Consider the following 14,754-nt stretch of genomic DNA (forward strand, 5'->3'; position numbering starts at 1 on the left):
CTAAGGTTCCTGTAAAATGATATGAACAAGTTATATGAGTAAATTATATGAATGAGTTATCGTTTAGAAATTTTATCATTATTTAGAAAGTATAGCCGACGCTAACCATGTAAACCCAAGGATCAATATCGGTATCTACTACTACATGATCGGCGCCCATATCAAAGCTTACATCAGTAGCAATTTGTGCATACCACACTGATGCGTTAACCAGCCATTGCTTGTCTATTTGATAATCAAGTCCGACTTGAGCGGCAAGACCCCAAGAGTTAGACAAGCTTAAATTCTCTAAGCCAAGATCTTTCGCTTCTTGGGTAAATTCATTGTCATAAAAATTAGTAAAGTTAACCCCTAAACCAATATATGGACGCAAAGCAGATTGCGGCTCACCAAAGTAGTATTGTGCAACCAGTGTCGGAGGCAGTTGCTTTGAATCGGCTATTTTGCCCAATGCCCCTAATGATACGTCATGGCTAAAAGGCGATGCGGCGAGTAATTCAATACCGATATTATCCGTTAGCATATAACCAAAGTTCAGTCCTAACTGCACATCATTATCAACACTAAATTCAGCAACATTTGCCACTACTGAGCTTGACTCATTAGGAGCAACCATCGCCACACCTGCACGAATGATAATATCACCAGCTTGATGAGCTACAGCACCAAAAGATAGACCAGCAGTTAATAAAGAAACAGCAACTAGACTTAGGGTAATTTTCTTATTCATTTTTAACACTCCTTGGCAATGACAACTAGATGCAGCGCTGTGCATCCTCAACATTTGTCGCCAACCTACCGAACTAATCCACTAATAACATTGATATAGATCAACAAAAATCAAATACCTCTTTAGTGGTATAAGCTTAATTAAGCAGGCTTGATTTAGATCACATATTAAACCCAGCAGTTCAGTCTTTAAACCTCATGTTGTGGATATATGTGATCTAACAAAGGGGCATTATTGGGAGAGTAGAAATGGATCGCTAACAAGAGTTAATTTAGGGTATCGGCTTAGCCATTTCTTTTGAACTATTCTGGATTTAAACACACTGATATCGCATTTAGGGTTGGCATTTAAGCAAAGTGAAAAAAGACGTATTAATCCAAAAACGGCATCCACTTTAATCTCATCACCATAGCTTAAAACACAAAAGGTACTTGAACTTGTTAGCGCTATATTGCTATTGAGCTTAGCATCGGTCGCAACATTATTGTTGAGTTGTAGATTAGCCGTGTTGTCGACAGTGCCATTAACACGGTCAGTTGAAATTGTACCAACACTCATATTAACTAACTTAACCCCTACTGCCGTTTGCATTTCTGGCCAATAAGACATGGCATCAAGGCACGAAAGATAAGCTGGATCGTTATTATTGAGATGCATTCTGGCTTGATTTTTAACTGACCAAGGTAAATCGACTTGTCGCCTAAGTTCAGCTTCAATGGCGCGGTCTCGCGCTACAGACACGTCGGTATCACACCAATAAATCACGTCAATATCATTTAAGGGTTGCAGCGCAATATGGTGTAATTTATCCCATACCAGATTACGTACGAAACCTGCTGCAATATACCAATCGCTAATGTTCAGTGATGTTAATACTGCCCGGCATACTTGTAAAGCATGCCGACGCTGAGCATCTTGTTGCAACCATGTCGATATTTGCGCCTGTAATCCTTCAGGCGCCAATAGTTGCAACTGATGGCTAGCATCGCTATTAACTGGCGTCATGCTGCTGCTCTGGTGCAGCGTTTGCAAATGCAGCTAATTGCTGGCACTCATGCCAAATTCTAACAATATTCGGATACGCATCAAGATCTAGATTAAACCGTTTGGCATTATACACTTGCGGGATCAAACAAATATCTGCCAGCGAAGGCGTATCACCAAAACAGAAACGTCCACTATATTGGCTTAGTTGTACTTCTAGTGCGCTAAAACCAACGTGGATCCAATGATGATACCAACGCATTTTATCGGCTTCAGACACGCCCATTTCTTTGACTAAATATTGTAATACTCGCAAGTTATCCAAGGGATGAATTTCACAGGCAATGGCTTGAGCCATGCTACGCACAATGGCGCGATCTTCAATATGACTCGGCAACAACGATGATTGTGGATACTTCTCTTCAAGATATTCGATAATGGCCAATGATTGTGACAAGGTCAGTTCACCCTGCTCGCCGCTATCAACAAATGCGGGCACAAGATGCTGCGGGTTTAATTGATGGAAACTTGGACTATTTTGCTCGCCACCATTATTCACTAAATGCACCGAAATGTGTTCTGCACTTAACTGCTTTAAGTTTAATGCTATACGAACCCGATAAGCGGCACTTGAACGCCAATAACCATAGAGTTTCATATCAATTTCCTTATTTATATTTTTGTTTTATTCTGCCTAACAAAAAGGCAATAACGATTGATCGCTATTGCCTTCATTATGTTGGTTTACATCAGCCTAATAATCTTAGCCTTTGTACTCAACCACTTTTTGATCGATAGAACCAAAAATACTCACACCGTTTTCGTCAAACATTTCGATACGAACCGTATCGCCAAAATGCATAAAGGGTGTGGATGCTTTACCGTCGGCAATAATTTCTAACATGCGTTTTTCAGCTAAACAGCTTGAACCTGCACTGCGATCATAATTTGAAATGGTGCCAGAACCTATAATCGCACCGCTACCTAATGGACGCGTTTTAGCCACATGTTCAACTAACTGACTAAAGTTAAACGTCATGTCGACGCCGGCATTTGGACGGCCGAACAAGTCGCCATTTAAATGGGTCACTAATGGTAAGTGCACTTTGCTGTCTTGCCATTTATCGCCTAACTCGTCAGGGGTAATCGCAATAGGTGAAAACGCACTAGATGGCTTAGATTGGAAAAAGCCAAAGCCTTTACCTAATTCACCAGGGATTAAGTTACGCAGTGATACATCGTTAACTAACATCAATAGTTTGATGTGCTTAGTCGCATTTTCACTACTAACCCCCATGGCAACATCATCGGTAATAATGGCGATTTCTGACTCGAAATCGATACCGTATTCCTCACTGGCCATTTCGATATCGGCTTTAGGTCCGATAAAACTGTCTGATCCACCTTGATAAACTAGCGGGTCTGTCCAAAAAGATGCTGGCATTTCAGCGCCACGCGCTTTACGAACTAATTCAACATGATTGACATAAGCACTGCCATCGGCCCATTGGTAAGCACGTGGCAACGGTGATAAACAACGGCTTTCATCAAAATCAACCGCATTGTCCATTTGGCCAGCGTTTAATGCTTCATACAACTCATTTAGTTGTGGATACAGTAAATCCCAAGCGTCTAATAATTGCTGCATAGTATGGGCAATGGCAGGTACTGCGACGGTTTTGCGCAAATCTTTACTGACTAACATTAATTGGCCGTCGCGACGTCCGTTGTGATAACTTGCAAGTTTCATTATTGCTCCTAAATACTGGGTGAGCGCAGCGGATTATCCACACTACACGCTCAATTTGACGATACAAATAACCGATCACAGCCAAAAAACCTATAGCATGTGCTAAATCACATTCTGCTGGCACTAACGGCTATTTGTAAATTATTCGTTACATTTATACAAACCCACTGCAAACACTGATTTACAGGGCTAAAGTGACTAAAATACCAGCAAAAAAGCTGGCATTAATTCGTTACATCACTTTTTTTTACTAATACTGTAGTCACGTAATTTATTCGCAATAGCGGTATGCGATACCCCAAGCTTTTTAGCCAATTGTCGCGTGCTTGGATAAGCTGGGTATAAACGGCGCAATAAACTCGCTTCGTATTCTTTCATTGCTTCGTCCAGGGTTCCTTCAAATTCTTCATCAAAGTAACCAAAGCCTTCAGCATAAGATGGTAATTTAAGTTGTTCAACAGTTAACTCTGTCGAACCATCCCACATTGATACCGCTCTAAAAATGGCATTTTTCAATTGACGCACATTACCCGGCCACGCATAAGTAAATAGGTAGTCACGACAGGTTGCCGAGATCCGTCTTAACGGACTCGATAGCTGCTGACTATAATGTTCTAAAAACATCTCGGTTAACGGGATCACGTCTACACGGCGCTCACGCAATGATGGCATGTGATAACTTAACACATGGATTCGATAATATAAGTCTTCTCTAAACTCACCTGATTGGCAAAGTTCAGCTAAATGTTTTTGGGTTGAACAGATAATTCGCACATCTGCGCGAACTTCTTCATCACCCCCAATACGCCTAAAAGTGCCGTCTTGTAATAAACGCAGTAATTTAACTTGTGCTGCTTTAGACATCTCGGCAATTTCATCAAGAAATACCGTGCCGCCTTTAGCTTCTTCAAATAAACCGCGTTTAACAACGGTGCCATTGCTGACAAAACCAAATAATTCTTCTTCTGCTACGCTGTCAGGCAGTGCCGCGCAATTGATTGCAATAAACGGATGCTCGCGGCGCATACTGGCATCATGACTAGCACGTGCCATGAGTTCTTTACCGGTACCGGTTTCGCCAGTGATCAGTAAAGGAGCATCTAACTGCGCCATGCGTTTAGCTTGCTTGAGTATGTCTTTCATTTTGTCGCTAACGGCTAATACATTATCAAAACCCGTGGTTTGATTTTGTAGCGCATTAAACTGCTTACCCACTCTAGCGGGGGATTTGAGCGAAATAACCGCACCGGCTAAAATCGTTTTATCATCGTCATCAGGTAAGTAAATAGGCAGCATTTCGGCCAAATACTCGCTCGAATTAATTTGTACTCGGGTCGCTTGAGCCAACACGGGTATTTCACTCATCCAACGGGCAAAATTAAAGCCTTGCACCCAATGATTAAGTGATTCACCAACGACTTCATGTTCGGCCATACCTAGGGTCAATAATGCTGATTCGTTGGCAATGCGCACTCGCCCTTTGCCGTCAGTAGAAAACACCGAATCGGGTAAAGTTTTCAGTAAGGTTTTTAAGGCGTAATGTTCTTGCTCTGATGGCATAAAAGACACGGTGCGAACATCATGTACACTTTCAACCTTACGAATTTGCGGCATTAATTCGCGCAGTGTTTCAAAACTGATTTCAGCAAATTGTAGGAATAAAAAACCTTTATTACTGGCATCAATCGCAATTAAGTTAATGCCATGTTTTTCAAGCACGACGAGGATGTCTTTCGCTAAACCCACGCGATCAATACAACTGACTTCCAAACGCATAATGTAACGATTCCCTATTTATTTATGTTTATTGCGGAAATTTGGCACAACGTTAGAGGGATATGGCTTCGGTGGCAAGTGAAGTTTACAGCAGAATTGTAACAGAGCGATAATAGCAGCATGTTACGTTAACGTAACATGCTGAAATCGATGGCGATAACAACTAGTCGAGCAACTGGTCGGTCTTGGCAGCCATGATAAAATCGTTTTTGTGTAAGCCTTTAATAGAGTGCGACCACCAGGTTACTGTGACCTTGCCCCATTCAGTTAATATCCCTGGATGATGACCTTCAGCTTCCGCTAAATCAGCCAGTTTATTGGTAAACACCATGGCTAACTTAAAGTTTTTAAATTTGTATACTCGCTCGAGTTGCATAATACCATCACGAACTTCAACGCCCCAATCGGGGATCATACCCACAAGCTCAGCCAACTCAGCATCGCTCACTTTAGGGGCGTCTGCTTGGCATGCTTCACACTTCATCTCGGTTAATGCGTTCATTTATACTCCTAGGCTTAATTAAATAATGTCTAACTTGCACTGATGAGCAACATTAAGCTCTGCTCAGTTGCAATAAATGGTTAACTCGCTTTGACTTTAGGGGCGAACTTGGGCTCAAACATCCCTAATTGACGCGCTTTTGTCACCATAGGCATAATATCCATACGCGCAATTTCATCTAAATAATCAATATGATCGATCACGTAATAAATAGGCTGCATAATATCAATACGATAAGGTGTACGTAAAACGTCAAGTAAATCAAATGGTTTACGTTCTGGTTCATCACTTAACGCATATAAGGTTTCACCGGGCGAACTTAAAATACCCCCACCATAGATGGCTAATGGCTCATTTTTCGCTTGCACTAAACCAAACTCAATAGTGAACCAATATAGTCGCGCCAAAAATATTCGCTCTTCTTTCGATGCCGCTAAGCCTAATTGGCCATACATATGCGAAAAATGGGCAAATGATGGATTAGTTAATAATGGGCAATGGCCAAAAATCTCATGAAAAATATCAGGTTCTTGTAGGTAATCAAACTCTTCTTTACTACGAATAAATGTCGCTACAGGGAATTCTTTGTTCGCCAATAACTCAAAGAAACGTCCAAATGATATTAATGCAGGCACCGCTGCGGTTTTCCACCCGGTGGCCTTTAGTAACACTTTATCGATGTCGGGTAATTGCGGAATGCTTTCAATCGACATGCCGAGTGCATCTAGCCCTTGGAGGTAAGCATTACAGGCTTTACCCGGCATATTTGCCACTTGGCGTTGATACAATTGTTGCCATAATTGATTTTCATGTTCTGAATAATCAATGTAACCCTGGGCATCAGGTTGATGTGCAATGTATTTCTTTGCTGTACTCATAGGTTCCACTTTACGTCAACTTCACTTGCTACATAGTGTGCTAACGTTGGCGTTTTGTTAACTCCCTCACAGTTTATTTCATGCGGTTATGTCGCTTTAATCGTAAACAAATAAATACAACCAGCTTATAAGCCCTACCAATATAGCGCTGTTTTATCACTAAAAATGTGTATTTAGAGCCTGCTCAATCCTCGTTAATTTAACGCTTCATCAATAATTTAACTGACGATTGAGCTGTGATAATTTACAATATCAACTACACATGCTCATTAATTCATAGGATGATTTATTTATGGCAATTTTAGTAACCGGTGGCGCCGGCTATATTGGCACCCACACAATCGTAGAGCTATTAAATGCCGGACAGGAAGTGATCATTGTTGATAATTTATCAAATTCAAGTGTTGAAGCTTTAGCCCGCGTACATACGATTACCGGTAAAGATGTGACATTTTATCAAGGCGATATTTTAAACAAAGTCTTACTGCAAAAAGTGTTTACTGACCACAGTATTGAATCTGTCATTCATTTTGCGGGCTTAAAAGCTGTGGGTGAATCGGTGGCTAAACCATTAAAGTATTACGAAAACAACGTTACTGGTACCATTATTTTATGCCAGGTGATGGCCGAAAATAACGTTAAAAACTTGGTCTTTAGCTCATCTGCTACCGTTTATGGCGACCCTGCTAGCCTGCCGATTAAAGAAGATTTTCCAACAGGTGCAACTAACCCTTATGGTCAGTCAAAGTTAATGGTTGAATACATTTTAGCGGACTTACACAACTCGGATAACAGCTGGAATATTGCTCGTTTACGTTACTTTAACCCGGTTGGTGCGCACGAAAGTGGCTTAATCGGTGAAGACCCTAACGATATCCCGAATAACTTAATGCCGTTTATTGCCCAAGTTGCTGTGGGCAAACGTGAAAAACTAAATGTATTTGGTGATGACTACAATACTCCAGATGGCACTGGCGTGCGTGATTATATTCATGTTGTCGACTTAGCAGTGGGCCACTTACAAGCGCTTAAAAAGCTGCAAACTAAACCGGGTTTAGTGACATATAATCTTGGTACTGGCATTGGCTACAGCGTGTTAGATATGGTTAAAGCATTTGAAAAAGCCTGTGGTAAAACCATAGCTTATCAAATTAGTCCTCGCCGCCCAGGAGATATTGCAGCCTGCTACGCTGATCCCAGTTTTGCAGCATCAGAACTCAACTGGCATGCTACCCATACCGTTGAAGACATGGCAAACAGCAGTTGGAAATGGCAATCAAATAATCCTGATGGGTACAATACCAACGCCATTAATTAGGTGAACAATCAGAGTCATTCAGGTTTTTCAGTTTGAGGCGCATTGTTAAATGAATGATTATTCCTTTATGAAGCAATGCAACAAAAAAATGGAAAGCCTGAGTGGCTCCCGCAAGGCGAGTTTATGCACCTTCTATGCTACTTAATAGCATTTTGACGTACGACTGCATGGATGCAGAAGGTAGAGCAACGCAGGAGCAGTTGCCGAGAGCACTATGCCTACAATTCTATTACTAGCCTAGAATCCTATTACTTGCCTAGAAAGTGCAGAACGCTCGCTGAATGACCAGATAATTATTGGAATTGGTATGAATTGCTAAGCGCTTAACAATTTTTTGCTGCAGCTAATGCTAATATTAGCTGCAGCAAGTACGTTTAAGTCGAATTAGGATTGTAATGAGCCAAAGTATTAATCAAAGTCGTCGTAATCTTTTTAGCCGTAGAAAATCCAATGTCACTCGTCCGCCGTGGAGCAAAGTAGACGAGCAATTTACTGATAATTGCACCCGCTGCAACAAATGCATAACGGCATGTGAAACAAACATTATCAAACAAGGTGATGGTGGTTTTCCTGAAATAGACTTTAGCCTTGGTGAATGTACTTTTTGCCAACTGTGCGTAGATGCCTGTCCAGAGCCAGTGTTTGATCTTACCCAACCTTTACCTTGGTCAATTACTGCCAGCATCAAAGACAGCTGCTTAACCTATCAAGGCGTTTGGTGTCAGAGCTGTAAAGATGCCTGCGATCCACGCGCGATTAGCTTTGTGATGGCGGTAGGACAAGTACCTAAACCGGTTATAGATACTGATGCGTGTACGGGTTGTGGTGCTTGTGTATCTCCCTGCCCTGCTGATGCGATACAGATTTGCAACTCAGGCTAATTTACCAACCAAAACATCGGTTAAATGAACCAATATAGTCAGCGATTTTAATGTTTTTCATCGCATTTTAACGTTATATTACCCGCCCAAAGATAGACATAAGAGCACTAAGATGTTTCGTCAAAAACAACCTGCCAACCCATTAAGTTTTATCGCCCCAGAATGTCATTTAACTGGCAAACTCATTTTCAGTGGTGATGTGCTCATTGCTGGGCATATTAGTGGTGATATAAAAGCCCAAGGTAATGTCACCATAGAACCTAATGGTACTGTCGACGGTGATATTTTATGTCGCGAGCTAATGATTGCAGGACAGTTAACCGGTAAGGCGCGCTGTAAAAAAATAACCCTGCATGAGCAAGGTATTTTTGAAGGAGATGCGTATTGTGAAAACATTGAAATTTTAGATGGTGGCCAGTTTTTAGGTTATCGCCACCGAGAGTCTCTTACTAATACTTCACAAGAACGTTAGGCTTTATGCTAAGCATCTGTTTTTAATGCCTTATAGCAAAAAATGCACTCTTAGTTACTGTCCCAAGTTACTGAACCTAGTTAAGATGACAACAGCTGCTGTTCTTGGATCTTCAATCACTGCACATTATTGATTACTAGTTTACGATCCCGCTTGCCGTTGAGATTGTTGCTGCCATTGACGCAATAAAGCGACAAACTCTTTTGGCTCCCGATCTAAACTATCAATCGATAAATACACATGGTAACCCAATTGCTCGTTCAACGTTTGACAGCGATGACCAAACATCGCTAGTACCCCACGGTAACGTTCACCATTAACCACTAGCGGGGTAAATTCAGCGCCCAAGTAGCCTTCTAAACTTTGTAAGTCTTCATCTTGAGTGGCTGCGGTCATGAGTAATGGTCGCTGCTCGGTCAGTAACCCCGTCGCTAGGCGAGGTGAAATACAATCTAATATAGGATTAATCTTTTTAAGCTTAACGCCAATATAGGGCAGTTCAATCATCTCCATGTTTTGATTTACCCGTACACTATCAAGACGCTGAATATTTTCCCATTCAATAAAGACTTGTCCCCGGCGATGAAAAAATGTCACACCTACAGGCGTTAGTTTAAAGCTGACGGCAGGCTGATACACTTTGGCGACACCTAAAACCAGTGCCACTGACCCCAAGGCAAAACACAGCATGCCGGGCACAAAAAAGCCTTTAAGACCGATAAAAATAATCAAGCTGGTCACTAAGCTCACTGCGCCAACAAGGGTAAGTGTTATACCATTGCGCTTAGCATAAGGACTAATTAGCATGTGGTCATCAGTCACGATAATGTCCTTCGAGTTGATTGATAAATAGATAGTTCAAAATACGGTTCACCATTATTAAATAGATAGACAAGATTATTAATGACTTAGTCCTTTAATCTGTAACCATAATATACCGACATACTCATGAATGGATCGCTGTGACGTTAATAACTGATCCGCATCTAAGCGCCACCAATCACCGCGATTGGCAATAAAATCACTCGGTGCAGGCTGTGGTTGCATACCCAAAGCGCTAAATATAGCCATCGATCTTGGCATGTGAGTCGCTGAAGTGACTAACCTGAACGGATCATAACCCACTATATTCTTAAGCGCATAAGCTTCTTCAATAGTGTCTTTAGGGTGATTAAATACCACCAAACTGGCTGTAGGGATGCCTAACTCTTGAGCGGCTAGCGCCATAATCGTCGCATGAGCAGTGGGTTGATTTCCGCCACTCCACCCACTCACCACTAAGGTGCAATTTTGGCCAAGACTAAACTGCCGCACTCCTTCGGTTAAACGCGCCAGTGCCGTAGACGATAGTTGCTGCACTGCGGTATGGCCTTGTTGTTCGCGGTTACCCGACCCTAATACCATTACCACACAAGTGCCTGTAATCGGCTGATGATTAACTTGATACTGTGACTCTAACGAATCCGCCAAAAAATAGCTCACTTGCGTCTGGCTGGTTAACACTAGAAGCGTTATCGCAGTAACCAAGGCAATACGGCCACATCGCAGCAACATCAACTTATTCGTTCGCCATAATATTGCCGCGATAACCAATAGCATAATGCTAGCAGGAATGGGCATGACTAATTGCGATAATATTTTTTTAAGCCAAAACATCGGTATATCACTCGAACAATAAAAACTGGCGCTAGTTTATCGTTATCAGCTTCTAATACAAACCCTAAAAAGCAAACAAAAACGGCACTGTTTAAGTGCCGTTTGGTGAGCTGGTGAGCTGGTGAGCTGGTGAGCTGGTGAGATTAACTATTTCAACTATCTATTTCAACTAACTATTGCAACTAACTCAAATAAACAATGAAGACTATTTTTCGTCTTTGCCCCATAGCCACGCAGCACCACGAACACCTGAAGATGCGCCAAACTTGTTTTTCACCACTTGGGTACCACATTCACGGCCAACTACGTATTTTGGCAATACTTTAGGCAGTTCAGTGTAAATAGCCTCAATATTGGATACGCCGCCACCAAGCACAATCATGTCTGGGTCCATCATGTTGATCACATGCGCAAGTGAACGCGCTAAACGATCAATATAACGCTCAAACGCTGCCGTAGCTAACGGATCGCCTTGTTGCATCATTTCAGAAATTTGAATACCGCTAGTGGCATCACCGCCTGCGGCGCGAAAATCACGCACAAAGCCTGTACCCGAAATAAAGGTTTCGATGCAATCGCGATTGCCACAAAAACAACTGGTAGTATTAAATTCATCTGCCGTCATCCACGGTAATGGATTATGGCCCCATTCACCGCCAATACCGTTGCCACCACCATGCACGCGGCCGTTAATAGCTACGCCAGCACCACAACCTGTGCCAATAATACCGCCAAAAACAACCCCTTTGCCAGCGGCTGCGCCGTCAACGGCTTCAGATACAGCAAAACAGTTTGCATCGTTTGCGACACGTACTTCACGATGTAACACTTCACTTAAATCTTTATCAAGTGGATGGCCATTAATCCAGGTTGAATTAGAGTTTTTGACTAAGCCAGTAAACGGTGACACAACACCAGGAATACCCACACCGACAGAGCCGATTTGCTTAGTCGCTGTTTCTGCATCTGCGACTAAACTCACAATGGCTTCTATGGTACCGGGATAGTTTTTTGGTGTTGGAATACGCTTTCTAAATATTTCAGCACCATCCTCGGCTAACGCCACTATTTCAATTTTTGTACCACCGAGATCGACGCCCATGCGCATCATAACTTGTCACTCCATTTGTTATTATTAATTGGGGTTCCGTATTTTGCTTACAAAGGCTGAGAACCACTCCAGCTATTTGCGGGCAAACCATGCCGATGAAGCGGCAATAAAGTACGGGTTTAAAATATTTTCTTTCTGGTTGTATTGCAGCGGAATTAACGCTGGATATTCAACAACCTGCCCACCAGCACTTTCTAATACGGCTTGCGCTGCAGCGGTATCCCATTCGCTGGTTAGACCTAATCTTGGGTAAACATCGGCTTGACCTTCGGCCACCATACAAAACTTTAATGAACTGCCCACACTGAGCATTTGATGTTCGCCAATAGTCTGTAAATAAGCGGCAACATCAACGCTAACATGTGAGCGACTACCCACAACAATGGGTGGCGATTGCACTGCTCGGTCACGGATATCTAATATCGATGTCTGTCCGTTATGCTCAAGCCAAGCGCCCTGGCCGATTATGCCGCTGTAGCATTTATCTAATACTGGTGCATACACCACACCAGCGATAGCTTGCCCTTGATGGATCAACGCAATATTGACGGTAAACTCACCATTGCGTTTAATAAATTCTTTAGTGCCATCGAGTGGATCAATCAACCAATAGGTTTGCCATGTTTGACGTTCAGCCCAGCTGATATCTGCGTCTTCTTCGCTCATGATAGCAATATCCGCAAAGTGCTGTTTAAGGCCGGCAATAATCACATTATGACTGGCAATATCAGCTGCCGTCACTGGGCTATCATCTTGTTTCACTTCAATCTGCAAATCAGTTTGAGCATAAACCTGCATAATGGCATCACCGGCTTGCTTGGCGAGCGTCACTATCTGCTGTAAGTCTGTTTTAGAAAATACGATGTTAGACAAATCAATTCCTTATAAAATTCATATCACGTTAGCGATCGATACACTATAGATACGACATTATGCCATTGTTAACATCATTGATTGATAACTTTTTGATTGCACTACAATCAAAATGGACTCAAAAAATCAGCAAAAAAACATCACATTGATACAACATAGCCTCAACACCATAAAGGCTGCTCGATACTAAGCTAAGCGCTACGTTGCTCAAAGCAAACAGTGCGTTTTTGCATTCGTATTCAACTGCAAATAACACCACTGAACGCTGACAAAAATGCTGTCACAAGTTAAATATTATCCTATGGCATCATCACTTAACGTTTATATGTCTGCCTAAATAGAGCAATAGTAAGCATCGATACTAGGGCCTGTTGATCTTTCAAGGTTATTTTTGCAGCGAATTGTTGGCCATTACTCACATTTACAACTGCGCGGCAGAGACTTTGAGGTGTAGTTATTCTACATAAAAAGTCGATAACACAGTAAAAATGGCCAACAAACGCTGCCCGAAGGGTTCGGCTAAAAACGTTTTACTCTTTGTTGAATGCATTTTGCTTAGATGACTAGGCATCAATCCATTCGCCTCGATTAAAACGTTTTTAACTCGAACAAAATTCAACCAGCAAAGATCAACAGGCCCTAGCCACATTGAAGCTTGAGTAGAGCCGCTAGAGAACCCTAATTAACAAGCTTATCTGCTAAGGTAAAACTTCACTCCACAATATTAGGCGCTGATTTACCTGTTATAGGTTCAACATTACTGTCAATTGTCTCGCAACCTGCACCTGTACTTGGCGAGTGAGCACATTGATACACGCGCACATAATCGACTAGCATTGATTGCGGAAATACTGACTCATCAATACCGGTATTATTAACATTCGCGGCCCATGCACCGCCAACAGCTAAATTAAGCAACATGTGAAATTGTTGGTTAAACGGAGCATTATCAGGCGCGTTGACTACAGCGCCATTGTCAGCAATATACTGACTGTACCAACCTGATGAATGCTGGGTGGCATAATGCACATCATCTACGTACCAACGAATTTCACCTTGTTGCCATTCAAGGGCATATATATGAAAATCATCCGCAGGATTTAGCTCATTGGGTAAATGATATTCTTGTCCGCTATAGACGTTGTTTGGCCACTGTTTACCATAATGTAATGTGCCATGAACGGCAGACTCAGGGCCTATTTCAGCACTAACAACCTGAAGGTTTACCGCTTCCATAATATCAATTTCGCCCGAACCAGCCCAAGGGCCATAAATCCAATCTGTCGGTAGCATCCAGATAGCAGGCCATGTTCCCTGACCTTGAGGTAATTTAGCGCGAATTTCAAAACGGCCGTACTTCCAATCACCTTTATTTTTCGATATAAGCCGTGCAGAGGTGTAATCTAGGCTTTTAGAAGTATCATTTTCATCGTAAATGGGGTCCGAATCATTGACCGCAGGGCCAGAAAACGTTTCCCTTTGCGCGGTAATGATTAACATTCCATCTGTTACGGCTGCATTGTGTGATCGCGCTGTGTAACACTGCGCTTCATCGTTACCACCGCCATAACAGTCAACGGCAAAGCTCCATTTACTCGTATCGATGTGACTGCCATTAAATTCATCTTGCCATACCATTTGCCAACCAGACGAAGTCGCATCTACTACGGTGTTTGTTCGCGGGGTAGATTGGGTTTCATACGAATGACAGCCAGACAGAAATAATGCCGATAGGACTAATATAGGCAAAGACAGTAAGGTTAAGCAGGGTGAAAATGATTTATTATTGTTTTCTTTTTTCATCTTTTACTCATCATTTACAA

At 42.1% G+C, this 14,754-nt stretch carries 15 protein-coding genes; 3 read left to right on the forward strand and 12 right to left on the reverse strand.

The genetic code is table 11. From position 1 onward, the window contains the following. Positions 1–82 precede the first annotated feature (82 nt). From ompW to phhA, 7 genes are all read right to left on the reverse strand, one after another. The gene (gene ompW / locus EGC82_RS14655) at positions 83–730 is read right to left on the reverse strand and encodes an outer membrane protein OmpW (RefSeq protein ID WP_124731418.1); all 648 of its coding nucleotides are present in this window, start codon (positions 728–730) and stop codon (positions 83–85) included. Positions 731–961: 231 nt separating this feature from the next. Further along, complete coding sequence (locus EGC82_RS14660; RefSeq protein ID WP_124731419.1) at positions 962–1,735, reverse strand: nucleotidyltransferase family protein; 774 nt, start codon at positions 1,733–1,735, stop codon at positions 962–964. Next, the gene (gene maiA / locus EGC82_RS14665) at positions 1,722–2,372 is read right to left on the reverse strand and encodes a maleylacetoacetate isomerase (protein ID WP_124731420.1); all 651 of its coding nucleotides are present in this window, start codon (positions 2,370–2,372) and stop codon (positions 1,722–1,724) included. Before maiA ends, EGC82_RS14660 begins: the two co-directional genes overlap by 14 nt. Positions 2,373–2,477: 105 nt before the next feature. Then, complete coding sequence (locus EGC82_RS14670) at positions 2,478–3,464, reverse strand: fumarylacetoacetate hydrolase family protein (protein ID WP_124731421.1); 987 nt, start codon at positions 3,462–3,464, stop codon at positions 2,478–2,480. 237 nt (positions 3,465–3,701) lie between these two features. After that, positions 3,702–5,240 carry a transcriptional regulator TyrR gene (gene tyrR, locus EGC82_RS14675; RefSeq protein ID WP_124731422.1) on the reverse strand — a complete coding sequence of 513 codons (1,539 nt, stop codon included), beginning with the start codon at positions 5,238–5,240 and terminating at the stop codon, positions 3,702–3,704. Positions 5,241–5,403: 163 nt separating this feature from the next. Next, positions 5,404–5,742: a 4a-hydroxytetrahydrobiopterin dehydratase gene (locus tag EGC82_RS14680; RefSeq protein WP_124731423.1), complete on the reverse strand. Its 339-nt coding sequence runs from the start codon at positions 5,740–5,742 to the stop codon at positions 5,404–5,406. Positions 5,743–5,822: 80 nt separating this feature from the next. Beyond that, positions 5,823–6,620 carry a phenylalanine 4-monooxygenase gene (gene phhA / locus EGC82_RS14685; RefSeq protein ID WP_124731424.1) on the reverse strand — a complete coding sequence of 266 codons (798 nt, stop codon included), beginning with the start codon at positions 6,618–6,620 and terminating at the stop codon, positions 5,823–5,825. 292 nt (positions 6,621–6,912) lie between these two features. Between phhA and galE the strand changes: the two genes are divergently transcribed. The 3 genes from galE to EGC82_RS14700 all read left to right on the forward strand — a co-directional run bounded on the left by galE (position 6,913) and on the right by EGC82_RS14700 (position 9,291). Further along, positions 6,913–7,938: a UDP-glucose 4-epimerase GalE gene (gene galE, locus EGC82_RS14690; protein WP_124731425.1), complete on the forward strand. Its 1,026-nt coding sequence runs from the start codon at positions 6,913–6,915 to the stop codon at positions 7,936–7,938. 395 nt (positions 7,939–8,333) lie between these two features. After that, positions 8,334–8,819 carry a ferredoxin-type protein NapF gene (napF, locus tag EGC82_RS14695; RefSeq protein WP_124731426.1) on the forward strand — a complete coding sequence of 162 codons (486 nt, stop codon included), beginning with the start codon at positions 8,334–8,336 and terminating at the stop codon, positions 8,817–8,819. 112 nt (positions 8,820–8,931) lie between these two features. Next, positions 8,932–9,291 carry a bactofilin family protein gene (locus tag EGC82_RS14700; protein WP_124731427.1) on the forward strand — a complete coding sequence of 120 codons (360 nt, stop codon included), beginning with the start codon at positions 8,932–8,934 and terminating at the stop codon, positions 9,289–9,291. Between the two features lie 141 nt (positions 9,292–9,432). On the opposite strand, the gene EGC82_RS14705 is transcribed toward EGC82_RS14700, so the two are convergent. The 5 genes from EGC82_RS14705 to EGC82_RS14730 all read right to left on the reverse strand — a co-directional run bounded on the left by EGC82_RS14705 (position 9,433) and on the right by EGC82_RS14730 (position 14,734). Further along, a complete protein-coding gene (locus EGC82_RS14705) occupies positions 9,433–10,119 on the reverse strand; it encodes a DUF2982 domain-containing protein (protein WP_415837590.1) in 687 nt (228 codons plus the stop codon). A 72-nt stretch (positions 10,120–10,191) separates the two neighbouring features. After that, positions 10,192–10,947, reverse strand: coding sequence for a YdcF family protein (locus EGC82_RS14710; protein ID WP_124731429.1), 756 nt, complete (start codon positions 10,945–10,947; stop codon positions 10,192–10,194). Positions 10,948–11,152: 205 nt separating this feature from the next. After that, complete coding sequence (gene mak, locus EGC82_RS14715) at positions 11,153–12,058, reverse strand: fructokinase (protein ID WP_124731430.1); 906 nt, start codon at positions 12,056–12,058, stop codon at positions 11,153–11,155. A gap of 72 nt (positions 12,059–12,130) precedes the next feature. Further along, positions 12,131–12,931 carry a 3'(2'),5'-bisphosphate nucleotidase CysQ gene (gene cysQ / locus EGC82_RS14720; RefSeq protein WP_124731431.1) on the reverse strand — a complete coding sequence of 267 codons (801 nt, stop codon included), beginning with the start codon at positions 12,929–12,931 and terminating at the stop codon, positions 12,131–12,133. Positions 12,932–13,642: 711 nt separating this feature from the next. Beyond that, positions 13,643–14,734 carry a glycoside hydrolase family 16 protein gene (locus EGC82_RS14730; protein WP_124731432.1) on the reverse strand — a complete coding sequence of 364 codons (1,092 nt, stop codon included), beginning with the start codon at positions 14,732–14,734 and terminating at the stop codon, positions 13,643–13,645. Positions 14,735–14,754: the final 20 nt, after the last annotated feature.

The sequence above is a fragment of the Shewanella livingstonensis genome, from assembly GCF_003855395.1.
GTDB classification, from domain to species: Bacteria; Pseudomonadota; Gammaproteobacteria; order Enterobacterales; family Shewanellaceae; genus Shewanella; species Shewanella livingstonensis.